Source organism: Lyngbya sp. PCC 8106 (assembly GCF_000169095.1).
Lineage (GTDB): Bacteria > Cyanobacteriota > Cyanobacteriia > Cyanobacteriales > Microcoleaceae > Capilliphycus.
The window spans coordinates 63,417-87,338 of record NZ_AAVU01000030.1 but is presented as its reverse complement, the minus strand read 5'-3'; the positions used below and the strand labels follow the sequence as shown (position 1 = coordinate 87,338).

Here is a 23,922-nt window from a genome sequence, read left to right as displayed (position 1 = left end):
TTTACTGAGAAAAGTTAAAGATCTCGAACATCTCAACAAAGAAGAGAAAGCAAGAGAATGTGGTTACTACACCCTGACAAAAAATGGGGTTGAGCGAGTCAACATGATGAAATTCCTGAATGCTCTGATTGATGCAGAAGGAATCGAGTTAGATGGTAAGCAACTCGGAAATGGACGAGGCGGACGCTCGGCAAGCTATCGAATTAGTGTACAGTCAAATGGAAATTTATTAATTGGTGCAGCTTATACCAAACAAATGGATCTGCAACCCGGTGATGAATTTGAAATTTCTTTAGGCCGTAAACATATTCATCTCAGACAAGTCGAACCGGGAGAAGAACTCGAAGCGTCATAACTCGCACAGTATCGTTTTCGACTTCTATTTTTCCGAGCGGGATTAAATTAAATACAATCTATTCCTGATTCAGAAAAACCTGCGCCGCGCATCATAATTCTGGCTGGTTTTGACGGAAGGTTAGTCATCGCCAGCCTGAAAATATTAATTGCTGTGAAATTAGGGAATCGAGACAGAATGCAATAACTGTTCAATGATCGCTTTTGCTCGTCTTCCCCCAACCGGAATTAAACGATGAGACAGCACATAAGGCGCCAAAAACTTGACATCATCTGGTAAAGCATAATCGCGCCCGGCTAAAAAGGCTAAAGCTTGAGTCGCTCGATGCAAAGCAATCGCCCCTCGCGGACTTACCCCTAAAGCAATCTCTTCGTGATCTCGTGTGCTTCTGACTAAATTGAGCATATATTGCTGCACAGAAGATTCTACTTGCACCCGACTACAAAACTGTTGCAATTCCAACACTTCTTCGGGAGTCAAACAAGGTTGTAACTCCTCAACCTTCACCCCACTTGTAAGCCGTTGAAGCATTTGCAATTCTTCCGACTCCGAAGGATAGCCTAAACTGAGTGACAACGCAAAGCGATCCATTTGGGCTTCAGGAAGCGGAAACGTTCCCTGATATTCAATTGGGTTTTGAGTCGCAATCACAAAAAAAGGTTTAGGAACCTGACGAGAAACCCGATCAACCGTCACCTGTTGTTCCTCCATCACCTCCAACAACGCAGACTGAGTTCGGGGAGTCGCCCGGTTAATCTCATCGGTTAATAAGATATTGGTAAAAACAGGCCCCGGTAAGAATTCAAACTCACCTGTACGGGGGTTCCAAATATTAGTTCCGGTGATATCTGTGGGTAACAAATCCGGTGTACATTGAATCCGTTGAAACTCTCCCGCAATTGAACGAGCGATTGACTTCGCCAGTAAAGTTTTACCGACGCCCGGAACATCTTCTAGGAGAGCGTGACCCCCAGAGAGTAAAGCAACGAGCGTTAGACGAATGGCATCCCCTTTTCCCACAATTGTCCGGCTGAGATTGTGTTTGAGCCGTTCAATTTTTTCTCTCATTCTATTAATGGCTTGTTATCAAGTGTTAGTATTGAGTGGTCGTCAGGTAATAGTCTTCAGTTTAGTGCCAATCAAGGATACACCTAGCTGTTCTCTGTTCCCCGTTCTTCAGATCACGATACCCTAAACAATCAGTTTACTGTTCACTATTTAGCACTTTTTTGGCTTGAACACAATCAGCTACAATTTGTGCTTTGAGTTCATCAAGAGAAGCAAACTTTTGTTCTGGGCGTAAGAATTCTTTTAAGCAAATGGTCAAGGTTTGACCATACAAATCACCCGACCAATCTAACAAATAAACTTCTACAGTTGGCTGCTGACCTTCCACCGTTGGACGACAACCAATATTCATCACCGCAGGATAAGCGGTTAAATTCAACGCTTCACCTGAACTGAAAACCTGTACCGCATAAACCCCATAGCTTGGGAGAAATTTTTCTGGGGGTACTTGTAAATTTGCAGTGGGAAATCCGATTGTTCGACCTAACTGTTGACCTGGAACGACTTGACCCACTAAAGTATAGTCACGGCCGAGTAATTGATGAGCGCGTTGCAGATTACCTTGTTCTAGAGCTTGACGAATCATCGAACTACTAATTCGTTCCCCTTGTTCACAAGGATAGCGATCAACAATCGTCACTTCTACCCCATAGGGAGCCGCGATCGCTTGTAAGTCTTTCGCCGTCCCCGTGCGACCTTTTCCGAAGCGAAAATCAAAACCAATTGTCACATGAGACGCTTGGAGATGCTTGATCACAATTTCTTCAACAAATTCAGGGGGACTCAAACTCGCAAGTTGTTGATCAAAAGCCAGCAAAACCATTTGCTCGACACCCATCATTTGTAGACATTCTATCTTCTCATCAATAGGAGTCAGAAGCTTCTTGGATTGACCTGTAAAAAATTCTTGAGGATGAGGGTGAAAAGTGACAACCGTAGCGTAACGTTGATGACTCTCACCTGCATCAAAATTGAGACGATTTTCCTCTGGAGTCAGGGAGACACCCGAACGATAGTTTTGAGCCGGAGTGGGGGGTTGTAAAGGCGAATCGACTTGAGTTAAGAGGATTTCTGGCTGTTGCTGCGACAGCAAAGAGGAACTGAACGACTGAGATTGCTTGAAGATAGGCTGAATCACCTGTCGATGCCCTCGATGTATTCCATCAAAGTTTCCTAAGGCAACGGCAGTCGGAGTTAGAACAGTGTTTAGCGAAGAAGTAATCCACACGCTTTACATTTTGACACAAACTTAGGAATTCTGATCAAAAATCATGCAACAAATTTTTAGATCAGTTGAGGCTTTGCAGTATCTTCGGGAGAGATTAATTGAATCGAAAGACCTTCTCGAGCCATGAGACTATTTGGAAAGCGTTGAGCAACTTGTTCTCCGACTTGATCGAGAAAATCATCATTATGGAGAGGATCATGATGAAAAATCACCAACCGTTTCACATTGGCTGCTTTTGCCACTTTAACTGCTTCTTGCCAAGTTGAATGACCCCACCCTACCTTACTGGTTTTTTCCGAGTAATACTCCTCATCGGTGTAGGTGGCATCATAGATTAAAACATCGGCATTACGAGCGAGAAACAATACATTGTCATCTAAACCCTCGGGAAAATGTTCTGTATCGCTGACATAAGCTGCGGCGTAACCATTCCAATTGACTCGATAACCGACGGCTTCACCGGGATGATTTAACAAAGCCGTTTCAACTTTAATCCCGTCTCCGATTTCTAGAGTTTGACCAATATTGATATCAAAAAACTTCATCACAGCCCCCATCGTTTGTAAGGGAACCGGAAAATTGGGGTGAAGCATTTGGTCGTTGAGTCGTTGCTGCACCGTAGAACCATTGGGAGCAACCGCTCCATAGATATGAAACGTATTTTTAGGAACAAAAGCCGGGGTAAAGAATGGAAAACCTTGAATATGATCCCAATGAGCGTGGGTAAAAAACAGATGGGCTGTAACTGGGATCTGAGACATCAAAGATTGTCCTAGAACCCGCAAACCTGTTCCTCCATCAAAGATCAAGCGCTCGGTTCCGACTCGCATTTCTATACAGGAGGTATTGCCCCCGTAGCGTACTGTCTCTGCTCCAGGACAGGCAATGCTTCCTCTGACTCCCCAAAAGTGAATCGTAAACTGCTGATTTGGCGAACTAGACATAGGCTCGAATACAAGATGAATGATGCGCGATCGCACTCAGGTATTGATCAATGGGTTTAGTTTTCAGTCTATGATCTCTAAGAACCCCTCTGAGTCAAGTCGGGCAAATCTGTTTTGATAGCCCGGTTGTGCAGCGACAAACTAAAAATAGAATTGAATACCAGTCTATCTTAAACTATAAAACTAATTGTTTTACCGAAAATTTCACAAACTCAAGTTTTCGACTGTCTCTTGAGTGGTGATCGCCCAATACAAATGACCTCCTGTTTGTAGCGACTTTCAATGGAGGTGTAGTTTGACGGGATGATGTTAAGGTTTGGAGTTGTCGATGGGTTGATTGTCAGTATTTTGAGATCGATAGAGTCTAAAGCCAGACAAATGCCCGATCAATTCCTCTCGAAAACGAGTAACTTTTTATCTAAGATTAAAATTCGACTTTTAACTGATCAACAATCAGTTGACCATCAAACGTGTAAAAGGTAACTTTATAAATATCAGGGGCTTGTACACTGAGTTGGTCACTGGGTAAAACTCGGGGTATAGAGCTACGGTTAAAGGGTTTTGCCATCTCTGTGCGGTTAATTTCGTGACCTTCTTGATTGTAGGCTGATAAAATCGTTCGGCGAGAACTGGTGACGACTGCTTCGACACGACGAACGGGGTGCTGAAAGTGAACTTCTAACCACCCACTTTTTGGAGCGCCCATCAAGACGGTTTGATTGGGTCGAATTCCAAAAGCCGGGTTAGAGGGTTGTAGAGCAATTGCATTCACAAACATTATCCCCCAGGCTTGAAACTGATGCTCGACCACTTCAAAACATTGTAGCTGTTGTAAAGCCAGACAAATACGTTGGTGAGATTGAATCAACACTTTCTCTGAAGATTCTTTTTGCTTTTGAGGAGAGACAATCAATTCTTCGGGACTATTCCATTCCATCGCCCCATTCAGTAGATCACCGACATGGATGCAATTAGAAAAGGGGCGGCACTCTTGTTCCATAACAGTTTTCATTGGGAGATGTCCTTTCTTACGGGTTCAGGGGGTTTGACGGCGCTTTCCGCACTCTGTTTTGATCGAGATGGAAATTCCTATACATCTAATAATTCAGGTGCTTGCTTGGCTCCTCAGTAAATAATTAGGATTGTGATTGGGGAGGTTATGCACCAACAGGGGGTTTTACCCCTCACCATATTATAGTCACAGTATACTGATCTCTGAGGAAATGGGAAGACCGTTGACAGCAACCCCGTTCCCGTAATTGACTACCTTAAGCAGAGGAAAAACCGATAGAGTATCTTTTATGCTTGGTAAGATGCAGTTTTTTTGCACAACAGCCTTTTACCGAGCTGCCTTTTGCATCGCTCAATTGTGAATCAAAATTGAAAGAGGTTTTTTATGTTTCTGCCCCGTGGCTTTGAGCAACGTTCCATCGTGACCTCACTCGGAAGGATGGTTTATTACACAGCCAAGAAATTACCTGGGTTGTCCTTAGAAACCCCTGGGATTGAAGATTTACCCAAGTTGGTCTTTTTGCATGGTTTTGGGGGGGGATCTTCGGCCTATGAATGGTCACAAGTTTATCCCGCTTTTGGGGGCGAATATCAGATCTTTGCCCCAGATTTAATCGGTTGGGGACGTTCTGAACATCCCGCCCGAGAATACAATATTCACGATTACATCACTACGATTATTGAATTTCTCGAACAAACTTGTCAGAGTCCAACCCCGGTAATTGCTTCGTCGTTGACGGCTGCTTTGACCATTCGAGCCGCCATTGAACGACCTGATTTGTTTCAATCTCTGATCTTGACAACACCTTCGGGTTTGTCTGATTTTGGAGAAAATTATCGCAATAGCTTTTTTGCCCAACTGGTTAAAACTCCCCTCTTAGACCGAGTGATCTACAGTGCAGGTGTCGCCAATAGTGCTGGAATTCGTCGCTTTTTAGAAGACCGCCAGTTTGCTCGTCCTAACCGAGTTTATCCAGAGATTGTTGAAGCTTATCTCGAATCTTCTGTACAGCCTAATGCAGAATACGCTGCCCTTTCTTTTGTACGGGGTGATTTGTGCTTTGATTTATCGCTGTATATGAGTCAGCTTACCACTCCAACTGCTATAATTTGGGGAGAAAAATCAGAGTTTACCAGTCCAGAAATTGGACAACGTTTGGCAAACCTCAATCGAACCGCTGTTAGAGTTTTTCAACGCTTAGATGATGTGGGCTTAACTCCCCATCTCGAAGAACCTGCAATGATGATTGCTCTCATTCGGCACTTGCTTAATGTTTTAGGAGCAGAAAAATGAAGTCCTGAATGACTCGATAAGCGACCTTAAACTTTCGTCCTTTTCACCGCAAGTTAATGATGTCCAACGATGACTTTTTAGATGATCGACCGTGGACGCCTGAAGCCAAAGCCAAACTTCAGAAGATCCCCTATTTTGTGCGATCGCAAGCCCGCAAACGTATTGAACAACTTGCCCGTGAAGGGGACTTTGAGGAGATAACAGTCGAACTGGTCGAAAAAGCAAGGGTAGAGTTTGGTCAGTAGGTGATGAGGTTGGGTTCGGGGAGTCAGTGATCCTCAATCGCCTGAGGTGACTGCAAAAATGTCCCCTAACGCTTTAAACTGGAGTTTGGCATTTTGTTGTGTTCTGAAGTTGATTGATTAAGCAGTGAGAAAAAAGATTATTGCCGGGAACTGGAAAATGTTCAAAACTCAGGCAGAAGCTCAAGAGTTTTTGCAGGGGTTTATTACCGCGTTAGATGAAACGCCTGATGAGCAAGAAACTGTGCTGTGTGTACCGTTTACAGACTTGTGGATTATGTCCAAAAGTTTGCATGGCAGTCGAATTAGACTCGGCGCTCAAAATATTCACTGGGAAGACTCGGGTGCTTATACGGGAGAAATTTCTGGCCCGATGTTACTAGAAATTGGGGTGCGTTATGCTATTGTTGGCCATAGCGAACGACGGGAATATTTTGGAGAAACAGACGAAACGGTTAACCGCAGACTTAAAGCAGCTCAACGTCATGGTTTAACGCCGATTTTATGCGTGGGAGAAAGCAAACAACAGCGCGATGCTAGAGAAACGGAAGCCCACATTTTCTCTCAGTTACAAGAGGGTTTAGTTGATGTTGATCCAAACAATTTGGTGGTTGCTTATGAACCGATTTGGGCAATTGGAACGGGCGAAACTTGTGAGGCTGAAGAAGCCAATCGAGTCATTGGTTTGATTCGCAGCAAGTTGAAAAATCCTGATGTTTCTATTCAGTATGGTGGCTCTGTTAAACCCAACAATATTGATGAAATTATGGCTCAACCTGAGATTGATGGTGCTTTGGTTGGGGGCGCTAGTTTGAAACCAGAAAGTTTTGCTCGCATTGTAAATTATCAATAAAATACAACTTAAAAATGGGGAATTGAGAATCGAAAACGTGAGCAACTGTTCCCCATTTTAATTTTTGCTCATTTGAGTCAATTTTACAATCATTCAATGACACAAAAAATCATCCTGCAACATCAGGTGTTTGAGTGGGGAAAACGAACTTATATTATGGGTGTTTTGAACGTGACACCCGATAGTTTTAGTGATGGCGGAGAGTTTAATACTTTAGACGCAGCTTTGACTCAAGCTCAAAAAATGCTAGCTGCGGGAGTGGATATTATTGATATTGGGGGTCAATCTACTCGCCCGGGTTCTGAACAAATCTCGGTAGAAGAAGAGTTAAATCGGGTGATTCCAGTGGTTGAGTTACTGCGAAGTCAACCGAACCCGTTAGCCCATATTCCTATTTCTATTGATACCACAAGAACAGCAATTGCACAAGCGGCTATCGAAGCGGGGGCTGATTTAATTAATGATATTTCGGGTGCAACATTTGAACCTGAAATGTTATCGGTTGTTGCAAAATTGGGTGTTCCCATTGTGTTAATGCACATTCGTGGGACTCCGAAAACCATGCAACAATTAACCGACTATCAAGATTTGATTGGGGAGATTTCCCTGTTTTTCCAAGACCGAATACAAGCTTGTAAAATTGCCGGAATTGAGCCTAGTAATATTATACTCGATCCAGGGATTGGATTTGCAAAAACCTTTGAACAAAATTTAGAAATTCTCCGACAACTTCCTCAATTGAAATCACTCGGTTTTCCCCTGTTAGTGGGGCCATCTCGGAAAAGTTTTATTGGTCATATTCTCAACGAAAAAGACCCCCAAAAACGGGTTTGGGGAACGGCTGCGGCTTGTGTTGCGGCTATTGTGGGTTCGGGGGATATTTTGCGGGTTCACGATGTTCAAGAAATGGTTGAGGTTTGTCGAGTCGCAGATGCTATTTATCGCCTTTAGTTCCTATTCTAACGTTTCGGGTTCAATTCCCATTTCTCGCAAACGTTCGGCTAATTTTGCAGCTTTTTGTTCTGCAAGTTCGGCTCGTTTTCGTTCTTTTTCTGCTTGTTCTTGTCCAATCAGCAACAAATTTCCGTCTAAATTCCACCAACGCAACCAAGATTGAGTCTGATTTTGATAGGTTCCATTCCATAACCCTAATTCTACACCAAGGGGAGGAATTGGATAATGATTCCGTTCGTTTGCTTCCATCTGTTGATAGGTGAAATCAACCAAATGATAAACTTCTAATTGATTGCGATTAATCTCAAAAATCCCGTAATAGGGAATGCGAAGAATGCGTTCATAAACCCAAAATTTACCCGGTTTCTGCACTTCTCCGCTTGATGTAAATAAGGGAGTTTTATCCCGTTCTTCGAGGCCTTCTCCACTCGCAAATTCTAACACAATCAACGGCACCATCAGTTCCCGCCAGTAAACATAGGAACGGCGAATTTTGTCTCCCAGTCTCGGCTGAACATTGGGAACATAAAACCAGTCTGGAGCAATTGCACCTTGTTCGGGGGGATTCGTTTCTCGCCAATAAATTCCACAATCTTGTCCGATAGCATATTGCCCATCGGGATGTAATTGTTGTAAAATTAATCCGATAGAATCCGTTAAAAGTAGACTTTGAGGATGCTCCTGAAAATTTTTCACAAATCTACCATCTGATTCGGGAAGTTGAGTGTGATCGGGAAATGTAAGCGATACATTGGGGTCAGTCGATATCTCTGTCATCCTAATCATTTTACCTCAAATCATTACTATTTTACTGTAGCAGTTAGCTATTATTTTTGTGGAAATAAGACTTTTCTCACCCAACTGGTTTCATAGGGTTTTTCAACTTTAACGTTATAAATTTTTTCCATTCCCTCAATTAATCTTTGGGTTGGACGGTATAACAAAACATCACTAAAGGGTTCTAAATTTGGCAAGACAGGAACTTGATATTCGGGCATCAATTGAATCGTAACATTAGGTTTGAGTTGATGTAATAAAGACATAATTCTTCCCGGTTCTTCATCACTAATTATAAGGGGAGATGGAGATTGATTAATAATCTTAGCGGAGATGGGAATATCTCGACTTTTAGCATAACTTTTGTGCCACCAAACGGGATGAAATAAACTCACAGTACAGGATAAAATCCCACTCAAAATCAGAGTGTATAAAATCCATTTCCATCGTTTTTTCTGTGAACTTGGAATTTTCGCAGTTGTTAGTTTTTCCGTCAAAAGATAAGCGACAGATATTTGAATTCCTAAATAACAAGGCATGGCATATCGCGCAATGGTTGAACCCCGTCCCCCTAAAATAATATCCGGTAAAATCAAAATCATTCCCGGAACTCCTATTAAAGTTAAAATGAATAACCAAACGTTTTTCGGCGTGTTTTTGATTAAAAAATATAAGGCGTATATCGTTAAACCTAGAGTTAAATACAAAGTGAGATTTAACGGACTAATTCCCTGGTTAACATCAAAGAAAATTCGGTTTAAATTTAATAACCAAAATAACATCAAACCCTCACGAGGAACCAAACGAGATTCTGTATTTTCGAGAAAAAAGGCTAAGTTCTGAACAAAAACAAACAACCAAGGAGTAAACAGCACAACTCCAATTAAACTCGAAAACAGATAGGGAAGGATGAATTTTCGCTTTTGCCAAACTGGAGTAAAAAAAACATAAGCAGTCTGTGCCGCCAAAACAAAAATAGAAAATAAATGACTATATAATCCAAAGCCAACAGTCAGCGAATAAATTCCCCAATTTAAAATTTTAGATTGGAGAGATTTTTCAGTTTTACTAATTCTCAACGCTTGCAATAAAGCCGCACTTGAAAGTAAAATACTAACAGCCCAAAGACTATAAGCACGGGCTTCTTGAGCGTAGAGAAGATGAAACGGAGAAATCGCAATAATCCCCATCGCAACCCAACTCACAGACACCGACTGAAACAACTCCCAACACAACCAATAAATCGCCGGAAAAATGAGTAAACTAATCAAAGCCGATAAAGTTCTAATTGTGGTGACGGAATGAGGAAAGGTTTGCATCCAAAGGCGGGCCGTGAGAAAATAAAGCGGTGAATGTTCAGGATGTTTAGTTAAAGCTGTAAAAGAATCCTGTAAGTTGCGTTCTGAGGTTGGATATTGATAGGTATTGAGTAAATCTTCGACGGTATGAGGCCAACCGATGTAAACCTGTTGAAAAAAATCCTCTTGGGTATAGCCGGAAATTCTAAAAGACGTTTGAACTTCATCATACCAATAAACTTGATGACCGAGATTGACAAACCGAAATCCAACGCCAACAATAATCAAAATAATCGCCAACTGTTTGAACCAATTATTTGTAGGTTTTGAGGAATTCATCACTTGATTTTTAACTGATATATTTAGAAAATGTTAGAGGATGATCGAAAATCTTGAATACTGTCCTCATCGATGATACTCTGTGCTGTAGACATTACTAGAACAAAAATCTTCTCACATCCGCTGCAAACAATAAACCTATGACAACGCTTAATTCAGTTTGGCAACAGTTAACACTTACTTATTTATCTCCCTATCAGTGGCGCAGTGGTAGCCTGATTTATCGCCTGAGTGGTTGTCTGCGAAACTGGCGACAAGGTAGTTGGCTGATGCAATGGGGGGAACCTCTCGGCGCCGTTTTAATCAGTTTGGTGTTTAGTTTAGCGCCGTTTGTGGGTACTGCTTTAATTGGAGTTTTACTCATTGCTTGTGCAGGGTTTTGGGTACTATTAACCTTGTGTGATGATCCGTCAGAAACTGCATTTACCCCAATTCATCTATTAGTTTTGTTGTACTGGGGAGTTGCTGTAACTGCAACCGCATTATCTCCGGTGAAAGCTGCCGCCTTAAGCGGTTTAATCAAACTAACGCTGTATTTAATCCTATTTTTCCTAATGGCGAGAATATTGCGATCGCCTCGGATTCGATCTATTTTTATCACGTTTTATCTACATATTGTTCTGATTGTCAGTATTTACGGTTTGCGACAATGGTTTTTTGGGGTAGAAGCCTCAGCAACTTGGGTTGATCCGACTTCTGCACAAGCGGATTTAATTCGGGTGTTTAGCTACTTAGGAAATCCGAACTTATTAGCGGGATATTTATTACCTGCTTGTGCGTTTAGTGTGGCGGCGATGTTTGTTTGGGAAGGTTGGCTACCGAAAGCTTTAGGATTAACCATGACAGTTGTTAATTCCGCCTGTTTGGTACTTACATTTAGTCGAGGTGGTTGGATCGGTTTTGTGGCTTTAATGTTTACGTTGGCGGTATTATTATTGTATTGGTTGAGTATTAACTTTTCACCGTTTTGGCGTCAATGGGCAGTACCGATTGGAATTGGCAGTTTAGCCGCATTTTTAATCTTAGCAGTGATAACAGTTCCGGCTTTACGCTTGCGAGTGGCGAGTATTTTTGTTGGACGAGAAGATAGCAGCAACAACTTTCGCATGAACGTTTGGGCGGCAGTCCTAGAAATGATTCAGGATCGCCCTATTTTGGGCATAGGGCCGGGTAATAACGCTTTTAACAAAATTTACCCCCTTTACATGAGACCTCGCTACAGCGCTTTGAGTGCCTATTCTGTGATCTTAGAAATCGCCGTCGAAACGGGAATAATTGGTTTAACTTGTTTTCTGTGGTTATTAGTTGTTACTTTGCATCAAGGCTGGTTACAATTGCAACGGTTGCGAGAATTGAGAAATACTCAAGGATTGTGGTTAATCGCTGCGATCGCGACAATTATCGGTATGATGGCGCATGGTTCTGTTGATACCGTTTGGTATCGTCCACAAGTGAATACGTTGTGGTGGTTAATGATGGCGATCGTTGCGAGTTTTTATCAGCGCTTACCGAAATCAGAGGTGAGTCCCAACCCATTGTAATTACAAAAATGCAGATAAACCCCCAATTTGGGAGTTTGGGGGTAATGTCATTTACAAAATAATTCTGATTGCGATCAATGCCTGAAACCCGTTGAATTTCATTCAAAAAACGTTAACGATTCAACGCACTTTACAACTCAATTTTGACAAGCTTCAATACGATTCATTACCGAAAAAAACCACTTATGAGCAAACGGAAGATGGCCAGGAGGGGCTTGTAAGTTGTAGATGAGTTTAAAGAAAGAAATCCAACTTCCTCCGGTTCGCCACCCCAAAGCATCGCCTAACTGACAATAACTATCCCAGTCGGTTCCTTTTCCTAGATTCTCCCAAATCTGGTACTGTACCGAAAAGCCAAAATGTCCATCAGAAGACGCAACCCAAAGCTGATCGATAGTCTGCAAATCCAAGCAAGGCAGTTTTTCTACATCCGATGCACTGAGTTCACTGTTAGAAGTATGACGCGCCGCCATCAATATCACCCGAGAGGTTTCTCGACTGGCGGCTTTCCATTGACCATTGGCGAGAAGATCTTGCAGGGTTGTGTAATCAACTCCACGATCTGAACACAATTTGACGTCAGACACGACCATGTTAGATTAGATTAGAATCAATTGTCAGGTTTAGCTATATTGTGTAAACCAACGCCCAATCTAGTCAAGGATAAACAGTTGACGAAAAATCCGACTGTATGAGAACACTGTCATTGCAGAAGGCCGAATGATTGGGATCAGAAGTACAAACTCTGGGTGTATTGGAAGAATAGTCTGTTGATGCAGGATTGACGGTCAGATGCAAAGATGTTTTATGATCATTCTTCATTGATATCTTAGTGATTGTCGGCAATTGCCCCCCTAAAAATATTCAGAGATCAGGGACACTAAACCATAAGCTTTGAGACAATTTTAAAGGATTTCTGTCCAGGTTGCTGTGATCTGCAAATGAACCCAATTTAATGTTATGGGTTAAAAATCTACTACTTGTCTACTCACCATTATCCCGATGCAATACCCTTGAGTTAATTGAGATGAAAACTGTGACGACTAAGAAATTAGGTTAGACTGGATAAAATTTCTGAAATCATCGACTTAGAATTAAGTCATTTCGATCAACCCAATGGAACCGATCTCTCTTGCAATGCTAATCAACCAGGTATTACTTTAGTATGGAAATTGTTCTGACCCTTAGTGTACTGATTTTAGCCTTAATCAGTTTTGTTGTTGAATGGTTACCTGTCGATTTAACGGCATTGAGTGTTACGGTTCTCCTGATGGTATTAGGGTTAGTAACGCCCAATGAAGGAATTTCTGGCTTTGGAAACTCCGCCACAATTACAGTCATGGCGATGTTTATTCTCAGTGCAGGAATTACTCGTACAGGTGTGATTCAAATTGTTCGAGACTTGTTAATCAAATGGGGCGGAAAACATCCTTCTCAACAAATTTTTATCATGGGGGCAATTGTTGGCCCGATTAGTGCTTTTATTAATAATACGGCTGTGGTGGCGATTTTTCTGCCGATTATTGAAGATTGGTGTAAACAACGAAAAATTCCGTTATCCAAAGTTTTGATTCCGCTTTCTTATTCTTCTATTTTAGGAGGAATGATCACTCTAATTGGGACTTCTACCAATATTCTCGCGAGTGGTTTATCCGAAAAATTGGGTTATGGGGCGTTTAGCTTATTTCAGTTTACTAAAGTCGGAATAATTTCTTTTTTTATTGGCTTAGTTTATATTTCTTTTATTGCTCCCTATCTTCTCCCTAAACGTAAATCGAATGGTAGTGATTTTTTAGGTCAGAGTTATGAGATCAACGACTATCTGAGTGAAGTGATTATTACTCCTCAATCGAGTTTAGTCGGACAAACGTTACAACAAAGTGAAATTCAGCGTAAATTTGACTTAGACGTTTTAGAGTTGGTTCGGGATAAAGTTCATCTTCCTCAACCTTTCGCCGATAAAAACTTGCGTGAAGGTGATATTTTAATTATTCGTTGTAGTCGAGATGACTTACTGAAAATTCGAGAAGAACGAGGACTGAATATATTACCAGATGTACAGTTTAAAGAGGATTCCATTGAATCGATGTTGAGTTCAGGAGAGGAAAAAATTGGAGAAGTGTTAATTCTTTCAAACTCTCGACTGATTGGAACAACGTTAAAAGATTTACGCTTCCGACAACGTTATAATGCAACCGTTTTAGCCATTCGTAGAGGTGCGGAATTAGTTCGTGGACGTCTCGGAAAAACTCCATTGAGATTTGGAGATTTATTATTAGTTCAAGGCCCAAAACAAAGCTTTATTGGTTTACAAACAACCCGAGAATTATTGGTACTCGAACAACGGGATGTCGAAAGTTTACGACAAGATAAAGCTAAAATTGCGGTGGGAATTGTAGTTGGTGTTGTACTGATGTCTGCTTTTAATTTACTTCCCATTTTGGTGAGTGCTTTAGCAGGTGTGATTGTAATGGTGATTACCGGATGTCTCAAGCCGGGAGAAATTTATGGGGCGATTCGTTGGGATGTTATTTTTCTGTTAGCAGGATTAATCCCCTTAGGAATTGCGATGGAAAAATCAGGAACAACGGAATTGTTAGCCCGAGGTTTAGTTGCAGTTGGGGGAAATCTTTCGGGTTATTGGATTGTGATGTTCTTCTATGTTGTGACTGTTTTACTGACTGAAATCCTTTCCAATAATGCTTCTGTTTTATTGATGATTCCGATTTCTGTGGAAGTTGCAAAAACTCTAGGTTTAAACCCGTTTGCGTTAATGTTTGCAGTGACATTAGCCGCATCTTGTAGCTTTATGACACCGATTGGCTATCAAACTAATACAATGGTTTATAGTACAGGGGGATATAAGTTTTTTGACTTTACCCGAGTTGGTGCCCCTCTCTCGCTCTTATTAAGCATCTTTACACCCTTACTGATTATTTGGGTATATGGTTTGTAAAGGTAAAATATAGCTTGATTTCTGTGATCACCCTCAGTTAAAAAATTAGCTTGATTTCCAAATCTGATAACTGAGGGTTGACTCTATTTTACTCGGGAATTTGGTTTCGAGTCATTCGTTTAGCAATTTGTAAACAAGCAATAAAAGCAGCGATAAATGCACCTTCAGCTAGAATTTTAAACGATTCTTCTACCGTTTGTACCCAGTCATACATCAGTTTATGACGTTTGGGATCGGCTAACCAAAATGAAAAAATGCTGTCATCATCGGTACCCAAATCAATGAAAACCATAGTGGCTTTGAAAGCAAAACCTAAAACAAACAGATAAAATGCAGGTTTATACCGTTTAAATTCATCCCAAAAAGAGTATAAAATATATGCACCAATAGCACTATAACCCGCAACAATTAACCCATCAAGTTGTAGAAACTTACTGTTATCTGGAATTTGAAAAACCCAATGAATCAAAAAATCCGTTGCTTCGTGAATTTGCACAATTTCATCTACAGCCAAAAATAAAAATCCAATGGCAATCAGTTTCCATAACGTTTGCGGTAATTTTTTTCCTTTTGTTTCTATCGGGGCTAATTTTCGGATGCGATAAATTTTCCAGGCTAATCCCGAAAGAATCAACAACTGCAAACAAGATAACCAGCTAATAATCCCTGTTTCTCCAAAGTAAACCATCGGACTTTTTCCCAGTAAAACCGCCCGACGAATTGTTAAACCCAGGAAAACTAGATCAAAAAGAAGAATCATCCATAAATAGGATTTTACTTTTTGATTTGTTTTTGGATAAATCTCAGTTAAACTCATAAACCCAACTCTCAAGTAAGTGAAACTTCAGAAAAAAATGAAGTCTCTTATCTTATCATCAAAATTTCTTGATCGGGTAATCAATTTTACAAATCGACATTTGATTTCTGCTCAAAAATAAATAGAGATGCTCAAATCGAACACCTCCAAGGTATAATACAAGTAAGATTTTGTGAACTTTAAACGCCAGATGACTCAACCGGAAATTAGAATTTATTCGTTAGCCAAATCGCTTGATAAGGATGCAGATTTAAGCAAGAATAGATATTATCGACTGTCTCACCACTAATCAAATCACACCAGGGATCGGTACATACTAAATTCAAATCTGATAATCGCAAAACTTGTGGCTGATCCGTTAAATTGAAAATACAAAAGATACTTTGATCGCGAATAATACTCTGTCGCCAAAACCCAAATAGCACTCGCTTCAATTGTAGTGTATACTGAGTTGCATTAGGATGAAAAGCGCTTTGACGGCGACGAATTTGAATCCGACGACAGAGTTCTCGAAAGACAATAGATTGGGGTGAATGAGGATGACTGAGTTTATTTTCCAGTTCGTTTAGATCACATTCATGGCGATTAATCGAACGATTTCTGCCTGTTTGTTTCAGCTTAATATAATCATTGGGTGTCGCTAGCAAACTATGAATATAAAAAGCCGGAATTCCTTCTAACGACATCATAATTGTTTGTGAACAGAGAAACCGTTGAACTTGCCATTTATCTTCCCCTCGAACCGTTCCTTTCATTGCATCAAACAGAGAAATATTCAGTTCATAGGGGCTTTCACTCCCATCCGGTTTTGTTCTCATACTCACTTTTCCCCCAAATTTTTTCATGGTTTCTAACATCGTCCAATACTCTTGTTCTGATAATAATCCCTCAGTTGGACGTAAACCAATGCCATCATGGGAAGCCGTAAAATTGAAGTAAGCACAGCCTAAAGGGGCAGGTGGCATACTCATCATCCAGGTTTTTAAATAGTCGGATTTTCCTTGAATGAGGGCGTGTAAAACCAGAGGAGGCAAACTAAAATTATAAATCATGTGTGCCTCATTTCGGTTGCCCAAATAGCTTAAATTCTCTCGGTTGGGAACGTTGGTTTCTGTAATTAACACAACAGAAGGATTTACCAGTTGCAAGAGTTCTCGCAGGAGTTTAACTACAGCATGAGTTTGAGGAAGATGAATACAAGAAGTACCGATTTCTTTCCAGAGAAATCCCACCGCATCTAAGCGAATATATTTAGCACCTTTGCTAACATAAATGAGAATAATTTTGATAAATTCTAACAAGACATTTGGATTGGCAAAGTTGAGATCAATTTGATCTTCACTAAAAGTTGCCCAAACGTGTTTTTCGCCTTCTGGTGTGTCAACTGGAGTGATCACAGGTGTACTACGAGGACGAACAACGGCTGATAAATCTGTACTCGGATCAACGGTGATAAAATAATCAGAACCGGGTTTTTCGCCTTGTTGAAACTGCTGAAACCAATCGCTTTGACTGGAGATATGATTAATCACAAGATCAGCCATCAAGTCAAATTGATTGGCAATATTTTCGATATCTTCCCAATCTCCAAGTTGGGGATTTACCTTTAGATAGTCAATTACTGAAAATCCATCGTCGGAACTGTAAGGAAAAAAGGGTAAAATGTGAACCCCTGTAATGGTGTCTTTGAGATATTTATCTAAGAAGTTTTTGAGGGTGAGTAAGGGTTGTTCTCCAAATTTTTCAATACTGTTACCGTAAGTAATCAGTAAAATGTTGTCTTGACTCCATTTATTGAGATTTTCTTCGTGAAAGTCTGAGGAATGGTCTTGAAGAATCTCAAAAATTTGCTTTAATAAGGTTTGGACTGTAGATTGATCATAAATGATTTCTAATAAGGGTTGAACTCGCTGTTGAAAGTATTGATATTTTTCGAGGGATTGAGTAATAGCCATATCTTTATCCTACTTTTAAGCTTATTTTTGCAACCAAACGACTAGCCAGAGTTCTAAACCTCTGACTTGAAAGTATTCCAGATTAAATTAAACCTAGATATAGAAATGAAAAAAACTTTTAAACGAGATCCTCTGATGGTTCTAGATGCCCCTAATTCTGAGTCTAAGTAGAGTGGGTGAGAGAGGGGTTTTAGTCTGATCTATCTCTACAAAATGCCCGGATAGCAACAATCCCTGATGATTGTAACAAATGAAGATATTGAGGTTTAGAAAAAGGAAATGTAGAACTTTCTAGGAAGCGTCAATCTGTAATGACAGACTTAACGGAATATCCTATAGTTGAACTCCTTAAACACTTTATTATACACCGAATTTGATTAAAAACAGTTTTTTGAGAAGTAAAATTTTGGGGAATTAATTCTCACCAACGGTCTGTATCGTTTCTGTCATTGGAAGAACGGGTAATCTTGAACTTGAATTGTGAGAGTAGACCAAAAAAGAACAAGGTTTGATATTTTCCCCGAATAAACGAGGGGTAAATCACCGCAGAAGGATTCATCCTCAAGTGTTTCTCCCCTCAATTCAATTACAGATCAAGATCCAATAAATCCGGACGACGTTCACGAGTGCGTTGAAGTTGCTGTTGTTGTCGCCACTTTTCAATTTCAGCATGATTTCCCGACCGTAAAACATCGGGAACTTTCCAACCGCGAAATTCTGCGGGTCGGGTGTAGTGGGGATAATCAAGTAACTGTTGTTCAAAACTTTCGGCTTTGAGAGATTCTTCCTTACCCACCGTTCCCGGAAGTAAACGAATCACCCCGTTAACTAAAGTCATCGCCGGAATTTCGCCGCCAGTAAGGACAAAATCGCCTAAAGAGACTTCCCGAGTCACAATATGAGTAATCCGTTCGTCAATGCCTTCATAATGACCGCAAATGACAACCAGTTGATCGAAATTTGTCGCCCACTCCCGAAATAAACTTTGATTCATTCGTTCTCCCTGGGGAGTCAACAAAATGATGTCTCGTCGGGGTAAGATAGGTACAGACTCAACGGCGGCAAAAATCGGTTCTGGCTTAAGTACCATTCCAACTCCACCGCCATAGGGTTCATCATCAACTCGTCGATGCTTATCCGTCGTAAAATCTCGCGGGTTGACCAAATGAATCTGGGCAATTTCCTTGGCTAAAGCCTTACCTAGCAATCCGGATTGCAGTGGAGAACTGAAAAAATCTGGGAACAGGGTGATAATGTCAAATCGCACAGGAATAAAACTCAGAGGAATTAATTGTTAAGAAACGTTGAAAACTGGAAACCACAAAATCTGTACAATGCTATATGATAAGCGATAAAATCTCAAAAATCGTTTAATTTGGTATCAAAATATACTATACTTTGGGTGTAAAGCTAACTTTACGAACAAAAACCGATAGAGGTTGTCTGTCGTGGGGATCAACGAAAAAATCTGAAGCTAGGCTCACTAGCATGAGATGATAGAATTCTCAAGCTAGCACCCTAAATTCGAGGTTCAAATTCAACCTTGACTGGGTGTAAAGTTAACCTTCCATCTCTGCTGATGCAACTTAGATTAGGTCAACAAAAAGATCCCGGATCATTGAGTGGGGTGAGACTCCTTACCAAAGACCCACCTAAGCGTTGAGGTCAACCGGGTTAAACACCGCAAAAGAATCTTCCGGCTCAAGTCATCGATGACTCCGCCCTCAAATAACGGAGGTGACTGTAACCCTTGTCAACAGAGAAGCTGATGACTTTCAGACCTCAGAAAATCGGAAAGTTAAACCCAATCAAAACAGCCAGGTCAACCCGTCAACACCTGCTCCGGTGATCAGTCGTTTACCCGTCGGGGTCGAAGATCTCCGGCTTTACCTCTCAAATGCCCAATATAAAAAGTCAAAAATTGACCAGAACCCCCCCAAAAAAGCCTGTAAATATTTTAAGTAGGGATTATATCCCACTGATTAAACTTATGCTGATCAGAGGAGATTAGATATGCAGCAGTTGACGTCTCAAGCCCTTGAACAAATGATACCCCGACCCACTCAGACCTCAATTTTAATCATTGGGGGAGCGGAAGATAAAGTTCATGGACGTGAGATTCTGCAAACCTTTTTTAACCGTGCAGGCGGAGCAAAAGCACAGCTTGCCATTGTTCCTTCAGCGTCGCGAGAACCGGGTCTTCAAGGCGAACGTTATCAAAAAATCTTTGAGGAGATGGGAGCCAAAGAGATCAAAATCTTTGATATCCGCGAACGTCATCACTGTGAAAACACAGAATGGCACTCCTATCTAGATACCTCCTGTACAGGAGTCTTTCTAACCGGAGGAGATCAACTGCGCCTTTATAGTTTGCTGGCAGATACACCCTTAATGAGTAAAATTCGGGTCGCCGCTCGTGAAGGGAGAATGGCGCTGGCGGGAACCAGTGCAGGCGCAGCAGTCATGAGCCATCACATGATCGCAGGCGGGGGTAGTGGAGAATCTCCAAATCGTTCTCTCGTGGACATGGCAACCGGTTTAGATATCATGCCTGAAGTCATTGTCGATCAACACTTCCACAACCGCAATCGTTTGGGTCGTTTGATCAGCGCCATTACTTCTCATCCCGAACGTTTAGGCTTGGGAATTGATGAAGACACTTGTGCGATGTTTGAAGCTCAAGAAAAACTTAAGGTCATTGGTAAAGGCACCGTAACCATTGTGGATGCAACTGAAATGTCTTATACTAATGCGTCTAAAGTCGGTGCAGCAGATCCTTTGAGTCTGTTTAATTTGCGAGTTCATATCCTCTCCCACGGCGATGAATACAACATCCGCACCCGGATTCCGATCGCAGCACAGAGCCTCTAGGGAACAATTCCTAAATGTCAATTTTCTCTCTAGTTTGAACAGAAAATGTTGTTGAAATGCTAAGGCAAGAGGAGCTGCGGGAAAAAGACCGGGAAATAACGACAAACAATCCTCGTTATCAACCCAACTCAATCATCTAACTCCTGTAGCTCCTAAAGCCGATTCAAAATTTCAACTCAATTCTCATCATATTAAATTGCTCAACTGTTCATTGAGAACAGCTAGGATGTATTTTAAAGTTAGAAATTGATAACAGTATAATTATTATTCTGGAACACTCCGGCATCACACACTCATAGACAGATATGAAAATTCTCAAGGTTCTGACATTACGCGGCCCCAACTACTGGAGCATCAGACGGCATAAACTGATCGTCATGCGCCTAGACCTCGAAGATCTCGTGGAACGCTATTCTTGTGATATTCCCGGCTTCTATGAAGGTATAACCTCCGCTTTGCCGAGTTTAGTCGAACATCACTGTTCACCGGGAGTCAGAGGAGGATTTCTCAGTCGGGTACAACGGGGAACGTTAATGGGACACATTATCGAACACGTCGCCCTCGAACTCCAGAACTTAGCCGGAATGTCAGTCGGGTTTGGTCGAACCAGAGAAACCGCGACACCCGGAATTTTTCAGGTGGTCTATGAGTATCAAAGTGAACAAGTGGGTCGGTATGCAGGTCGGGCTGCGGTACGCCTGTGTCAGAGTATTGTCGAAAATGGAACCTATAGCGAAGAAGAACTCAACCAAGATATCGAAGACCTCAAAGAACTCAAAGCCCAGGCTGCTCTAGGCCCGAGTACCGATGCGATCGTTAGTGAAGCCGAAGCCCGAGGAATTCCTTGGCTTGAATTGAAAACCCGCTTTATGATTCAGCTCGGTTACGGCGTCAATCAAAAACGTATCCAAGCCACTCTGAGCGGTCATACCAGCATTTTAGGCGTAGAACTGGCCTGTGATAAAGAAGGCACCAAACAAATTCTGCGAAATGCCGGGATTCCAGTTCCCAGAGGGACTGTCATTCGCTACTTTGATGATTTGAAAGATTCCGTTGACTTTGTGGGCGGTTATCCCATCGCCATGAAACCCCTAGACGAAATCACGGTCGCGGTATTACCCTCGATATAACCCGGTGGGAAACAGCAGAACAAGCCTACGATTCGGCGAGTACCGCTTCTAAAACTCGCAGCGTGATTGTAGAACGCTTCTATCAAGGTCGGGACTTTCGGGTGTTAGTGGTGAACGGAAAAGTCGTCGCCGTCTCCGAACGAGTTCCGGGTCACGTCATTGGTGATGGTCGTTCCACTATCGAAGAACTGATCGAGGAAACCAACCGCGACTCTCGACGAGGCGATGGACATGATAACGTCCTGACTCGAATTGAAATTGATCAAACAGCCCTGTCAATGATTGCCGAACAAGGCCATGCTTTAGATTCGGTATTGCCAGAAGGAGAACGCTGCTTCCTACGGGCAACCGCCAACCTCAGCACTGGGGGAAGTGCCATTGACCGCACCGATGAAGTTCACCCAGAAAATATCTGGCTGTTTTCCCGAGTGGCAAAAATAATCGGTCTTGATATCGCCGGAATTGATGTCGTTAGCCCCGATATTAGCCGCCCCTTGCGAGAAGTTGATGGGGTGATCGTCGAAGTTAACGCCGCACCAGGATTTCGGATGCACGTTGCCCCCAGTGAAGGTTTACCCCGGAACGTGGCTGGGGCGGTCATGGATATGCTGTTCCCCACAGGTCAACTGAGTCGCATTCCCATTTTGGCTGTCACCGGGACGAATGGTAAAACCACAACCACTCGTCTACTGGCTCACATTGTCAAAGAAACGGGTTCTATGGTCGGCTACACCACCACAGACGGCACCTATATCGGTGACTATCTCGTAGAAGCAGGGGATAACACAGGCCCCCAAAGCGCTCAACTGATTCTCTGTGATCCAACTGTGGAAATTGCTGTCCTCGAAGCCGCTCGGGGAGGAATTCTCCGTTCCGGTTTAGGGTTTGATACCTGTGATGTGGGTATTGTCTTGAATGTGTCCGCCGATCACCTGGGCTTAGGCGATATTGACACCGTTGAACAACTCGCTAAAGTGAAAAGCGTTGTAGCAGAGTCAGTGATCCCTAAAGGCTACGTGGTGTTGAACGCAGATGACCCGTTAGTGGCAGAAATGGCTGAACGCACCAAAGCCCAAGTCGCCTATTTCTCGATGAACCCCGAAAATGAAACCGTTCTCAAACATACGGCAGCAGGCGGGTTGGCTGCGGTGTATGAAAATGGCTATCTCTCCATCCTTAAAGGAGACTGGACACTCCGGATCGAACAGGCGGTTAATGTGCCTCTGACGATGGAAGGAAAAGCCCCATTTATGATTGCTAACGCTTTAGCAGCTTGTTTGGCGGCCTTTGCTCAAGGGATCAAAATTGAACATATTCGTGCCGGTTTATCAACTTTTGTGGCTTCGGCTTCTCAAACCCCCGGACGGATGAACCTGTTTAATATGGGTAAATATCACGCCCTGATTGATTATGCTCATAATCCCGCAAGTTATGAAGCCTTAGCCGGGTTTGTTCGTAACTGGGAAGGGGTACGGATTGGGGTTGTTGGTGGCCCTGGCGATCGCCGAGATGAAGATTTTGTCACCTTGGGCAAACTGGCCGCTGAGATGTTTGACCAAATTGTGATCAAAGAAGATGATGACACCCGAGGTCGAGAACGGGGCAATGGGGCTGACTTAATTCGCGAAGGGATTGAACAGGTGTTGAGTCGAGTTCCTGACCCCCGAGTTAGCCATGAAACCATTCTCAATGAAACCGAAGCGATAGAAACAACTCTCGATCGCGCTCCCAATGGCGGTTTAGTCGTCATTTTACCGGAAAGTGTGACTCGGGCAATTAGTCTGATCGAAGCTCGCAATCCGATTTCGGATTCATCGACTGGTCAAAACGGAACGGCTTCTGCGCCCTATTCTACAAACTTGAAACCGTCGCAGGTTTAAGCAAATCTCAAAGCTTGGGATGAGAATCAACCCCAAAAGTTCAATTTCTCATCCCTAATGCTTAATTTCCCTCAGATTTTTTAACTTCTGGGTTGTCACTGTCGGTTTCTAAATCATTCTGCATTTCATCTTTGAAGCCTTTTAGCGCTTGACCGATGGTTTTTCCTAACTCGGGAATCTTTTTTGGCCCGAAGATAAATACAGCAACTAACAAAATTACTCCCATTTCTGGCAATCCCAAACCAAACATCACAACTTCCTCGATGCAGATAGACCCCTTCATCTTACCGAGAAATTTAGACAGTATTGAGAAGCGCAGCACCTCAGAGAAGCTTTATTTTCCCAAGTTGCAAATTTTTGTAGACTGTAACCTGATATTCTAGATCTACAGAGAGCTAAATTAGCGTCT

The 23,922-nt window shown here is 42.1% G+C and carries 20 protein-coding genes and 1 pseudogene; 10 read left to right on the top strand and 11 right to left on the bottom strand.

All coding sequences use genetic code 11. From position 1 onward, the window contains the following. Nucleotides 1-355, top strand: a 355-nt coding sequence (locus L8106_RS19120; protein ID WP_009786056.1) for an AbrB family transcriptional regulator, incomplete at its 5' end; no start/stop codon positions are given. A gap of 159 nt (nt 356-514) precedes the next feature. Here the strand turns inward: L8106_RS19120 and L8106_RS19115 are convergent. From L8106_RS19115 to L8106_RS19100, 4 genes are all read right to left on the bottom strand, one after another. Continuing rightward, the gene (locus L8106_RS19115; protein WP_009786055.1) at nt 515-1,423 is read right to left on the bottom strand and encodes a MoxR family ATPase; all 909 of its coding nucleotides are present in this window, start codon (nt 1,421-1,423) and stop codon (nt 515-517) included. 136 nt (nt 1,424-1,559) lie between these two features. After that, a complete protein-coding gene (locus tag L8106_RS19110; RefSeq protein WP_009786054.1) occupies nt 1,560-2,651 on the bottom strand; it encodes a bifunctional riboflavin kinase/FAD synthetase in 1,092 nt (363 codons plus the stop codon). Nucleotides 2,652-2,707: 56 nt separating this feature from the next. Next, nucleotides 2,708-3,595, bottom strand: coding sequence for an MBL fold metallo-hydrolase (locus L8106_RS19105; RefSeq protein ID WP_009786053.1), 888 nt, complete (start codon nt 3,593-3,595; stop codon nt 2,708-2,710). Between the two features lie 424 nt (nt 3,596-4,019). Beyond that, nucleotides 4,020-4,607, bottom strand: coding sequence for a hypothetical protein (locus L8106_RS19100; protein WP_009786052.1), 588 nt, complete (start codon nt 4,605-4,607; stop codon nt 4,020-4,022). Between the two features lie 384 nt (nt 4,608-4,991). Between L8106_RS19100 and L8106_RS19095 the strand changes: the two genes are divergently transcribed. From L8106_RS19095 to folP, 4 genes are all read left to right on the top strand, one after another. Continuing rightward, on the top strand, nt 4,992-5,900 hold the full coding sequence (locus L8106_RS19095; RefSeq protein ID WP_009786051.1) for an alpha/beta fold hydrolase: 909 nt from the start codon (nt 4,992-4,994) through the stop codon (nt 5,898-5,900). A gap of 59 nt (nt 5,901-5,959) precedes the next feature. Then, entirely contained in the window at nt 5,960-6,145 is a 186-nt protein-coding gene (locus tag L8106_RS19090; protein WP_009786050.1) for a PCP reductase family protein, read from the top strand. A 124-nt stretch (nt 6,146-6,269) separates the two neighbouring features. Continuing rightward, nucleotides 6,270-6,995 (top strand): triose-phosphate isomerase, encoded by a 726-nt coding sequence (gene tpiA, locus L8106_RS19085; protein WP_071941420.1) that lies wholly within the window; start codon nt 6,270-6,272, stop codon nt 6,993-6,995. 96 nt (nt 6,996-7,091) lie between these two features. Beyond that, on the top strand, nt 7,092-7,946 hold the full coding sequence (folP, locus tag L8106_RS19080) for a dihydropteroate synthase (RefSeq protein ID WP_039896706.1): 855 nt from the start codon (nt 7,092-7,094) through the stop codon (nt 7,944-7,946). Nucleotides 7,947-7,949: 3 nt separating this feature from the next. Here the strand turns inward: folP and L8106_RS19075 are convergent, their stop codons facing one another. After that, nucleotides 7,950-8,726, bottom strand: a complete 777-nt coding sequence (locus L8106_RS19075) for a Uma2 family endonuclease (RefSeq protein ID WP_009786047.1) — start codon at nt 8,724-8,726, stop codon at nt 7,950-7,952. A gap of 50 nt (nt 8,727-8,776) precedes the next feature. Further along, nucleotides 8,777-10,363 carry a glycosyltransferase family 39 protein gene (locus L8106_RS19070; protein ID WP_009786046.1) on the bottom strand — a complete coding sequence of 529 codons (1,587 nt, stop codon included), beginning with the start codon at nt 10,361-10,363 and terminating at the stop codon, nt 8,777-8,779. 140 nt (nt 10,364-10,503) lie between these two features. Between L8106_RS19070 and L8106_RS19065 the strand changes: the two genes are divergently transcribed. Next, nucleotides 10,504-11,904 carry an IctB family putative bicarbonate transporter gene (locus tag L8106_RS19065; RefSeq protein WP_009786045.1) on the top strand — a complete coding sequence of 467 codons (1,401 nt, stop codon included), beginning with the start codon at nt 10,504-10,506 and terminating at the stop codon, nt 11,902-11,904. Between the two features lie 137 nt (nt 11,905-12,041). Here L8106_RS19065 and L8106_RS19060 read toward each other — a convergent pair whose 3' ends face one another. After that, the gene (locus L8106_RS19060; protein ID WP_198012975.1) at nt 12,042-12,491 is read right to left on the bottom strand and encodes a GUN4 domain-containing protein; all 450 of its coding nucleotides are present in this window, start codon (nt 12,489-12,491) and stop codon (nt 12,042-12,044) included. A 578-nt stretch (nt 12,492-13,069) separates the two neighbouring features. Between L8106_RS19060 and L8106_RS19055 the strand changes: the two genes are divergently transcribed. Next, entirely contained in the window at nt 13,070-14,860 is a 1,791-nt protein-coding gene (locus tag L8106_RS19055) for an SLC13 family permease (RefSeq protein WP_009786043.1), read from the top strand. Between the two features lie 88 nt (nt 14,861-14,948). Here L8106_RS19055 and L8106_RS19050 read toward each other — a convergent pair whose 3' ends face one another. The 3 genes from L8106_RS19050 to trmD all read right to left on the bottom strand — a co-directional run bounded on the left by L8106_RS19050 (nt 14,949) and on the right by trmD (nt 18,899). Beyond that, nucleotides 14,949-15,677, bottom strand: coding sequence for a hypothetical protein (locus tag L8106_RS19050; RefSeq protein ID WP_009786042.1), 729 nt, complete (start codon nt 15,675-15,677; stop codon nt 14,949-14,951). A 206-nt stretch (nt 15,678-15,883) separates the two neighbouring features. After that, nucleotides 15,884-17,632, bottom strand: a complete 1,749-nt coding sequence (locus L8106_RS19045; RefSeq protein ID WP_009786041.1) for an alpha-amylase family glycosyl hydrolase — start codon at nt 17,630-17,632, stop codon at nt 15,884-15,886. 586 nt (nt 17,633-18,218) lie between these two features. Further along, complete coding sequence (gene trmD / locus L8106_RS19040) at nt 18,219-18,899, bottom strand: tRNA (guanosine(37)-N1)-methyltransferase TrmD (protein WP_009786039.1); 681 nt, start codon at nt 18,897-18,899, stop codon at nt 18,219-18,221. Between the two features lie 470 nt (nt 18,900-19,369). Here trmD and L8106_RS19035 point away from each other — a divergent pair, with 470 nt between their 5' ends. The 3 genes and pseudogenes from L8106_RS19035 to cphA all read left to right on the top strand — a co-directional run bounded on the left by L8106_RS19035 (nt 19,370) and on the right by cphA (nt 23,513). After that, nucleotides 19,370-19,597 carry a hypothetical protein gene (locus tag L8106_RS19035; protein ID WP_009786038.1) on the top strand — a complete coding sequence of 76 codons (228 nt, stop codon included), beginning with the start codon at nt 19,370-19,372 and terminating at the stop codon, nt 19,595-19,597. A gap of 48 nt (nt 19,598-19,645) precedes the next feature. Beyond that, nucleotides 19,646-20,503, top strand: a complete 858-nt coding sequence (locus tag L8106_RS19030) for a cyanophycinase (RefSeq protein WP_009786037.1) — start codon at nt 19,646-19,648, stop codon at nt 20,501-20,503. A gap of 305 nt (nt 20,504-20,808) precedes the next feature. Next, nucleotides 20,809-23,513 (top strand): annotated as a pseudogene (gene cphA / locus L8106_RS19025) (cyanophycin synthetase). A gap of 61 nt (nt 23,514-23,574) precedes the next feature. On the opposite strand, the gene tatA reads toward cphA, so the two are convergent. Continuing rightward, nucleotides 23,575-23,796 carry a twin-arginine translocase TatA/TatE family subunit gene (gene tatA, locus L8106_RS19020; RefSeq protein ID WP_304412092.1) on the bottom strand — a complete coding sequence of 74 codons (222 nt, stop codon included), beginning with the start codon at nt 23,794-23,796 and terminating at the stop codon, nt 23,575-23,577. Nucleotides 23,797-23,922: the final 126 nt, after the last annotated feature.

Bases quoted from the DNA above. Each gene is read 5' to 3' on its own strand.
- L8106_RS19115 (WP_009786055.1), bottom strand. From the start codon at position 1,423: ATGAGAGAAAAAATTGAACGGCTCAAACACAATCTCAGCCGGACAATT.
- L8106_RS19105 (WP_009786053.1), bottom strand. From the start codon at position 3,595: ATGTCTAGTTCGCCAAATCAGCAGTTTACGATTCACTTTTGGGGAGTC.
- L8106_RS19100 (WP_009786052.1), bottom strand. From the start codon at position 4,607: ATGAAAACTGTTATGGAACAAGAGTGCCGCCCCTTTTCTAATTGCATC.
- L8106_RS19095 (WP_009786051.1), top strand. From the start codon at position 4,992: ATGTTTCTGCCCCGTGGCTTTGAGCAACGTTCCATCGTGACCTCACTC.
- L8106_RS19090 (WP_009786050.1), top strand. From the start codon at position 5,960: ATGTCCAACGATGACTTTTTAGATGATCGACCGTGGACGCCTGAAGCC.
- folP (WP_039896706.1), top strand. From the start codon at position 7,092: ATGACACAAAAAATCATCCTGCAACATCAGGTGTTTGAGTGGGGAAAA.
- L8106_RS19075 (WP_009786047.1), bottom strand. From the start codon at position 8,726: ATGACAGAGATATCGACTGACCCCAATGTATCGCTTACATTTCCCGAT.
- L8106_RS19070 (WP_009786046.1), bottom strand. From the start codon at position 10,363: ATGAATTCCTCAAAACCTACAAATAATTGGTTCAAACAGTTGGCGATT.
- L8106_RS19065 (WP_009786045.1), top strand. From the start codon at position 10,504: ATGACAACGCTTAATTCAGTTTGGCAACAGTTAACACTTACTTATTTA.
- L8106_RS19055 (WP_009786043.1), top strand. From the start codon at position 13,070: ATGGAAATTGTTCTGACCCTTAGTGTACTGATTTTAGCCTTAATCAGT.
- L8106_RS19050 (WP_009786042.1), bottom strand. From the start codon at position 15,677: ATGAGTTTAACTGAGATTTATCCAAAAACAAATCAAAAAGTAAAATCC.
- L8106_RS19045 (WP_009786041.1), bottom strand. From the start codon at position 17,632: ATGGCTATTACTCAATCCCTCGAAAAATATCAATACTTTCAACAGCGA.
- L8106_RS19030 (WP_009786037.1), top strand. From the start codon at position 19,646: ATGCAGCAGTTGACGTCTCAAGCCCTTGAACAAATGATACCCCGACCC.
- tatA (WP_304412092.1), bottom strand. From the start codon at position 23,796: ATGAAGGGGTCTATCTGCATCGAGGAAGTTGTGATGTTTGGTTTGGGA.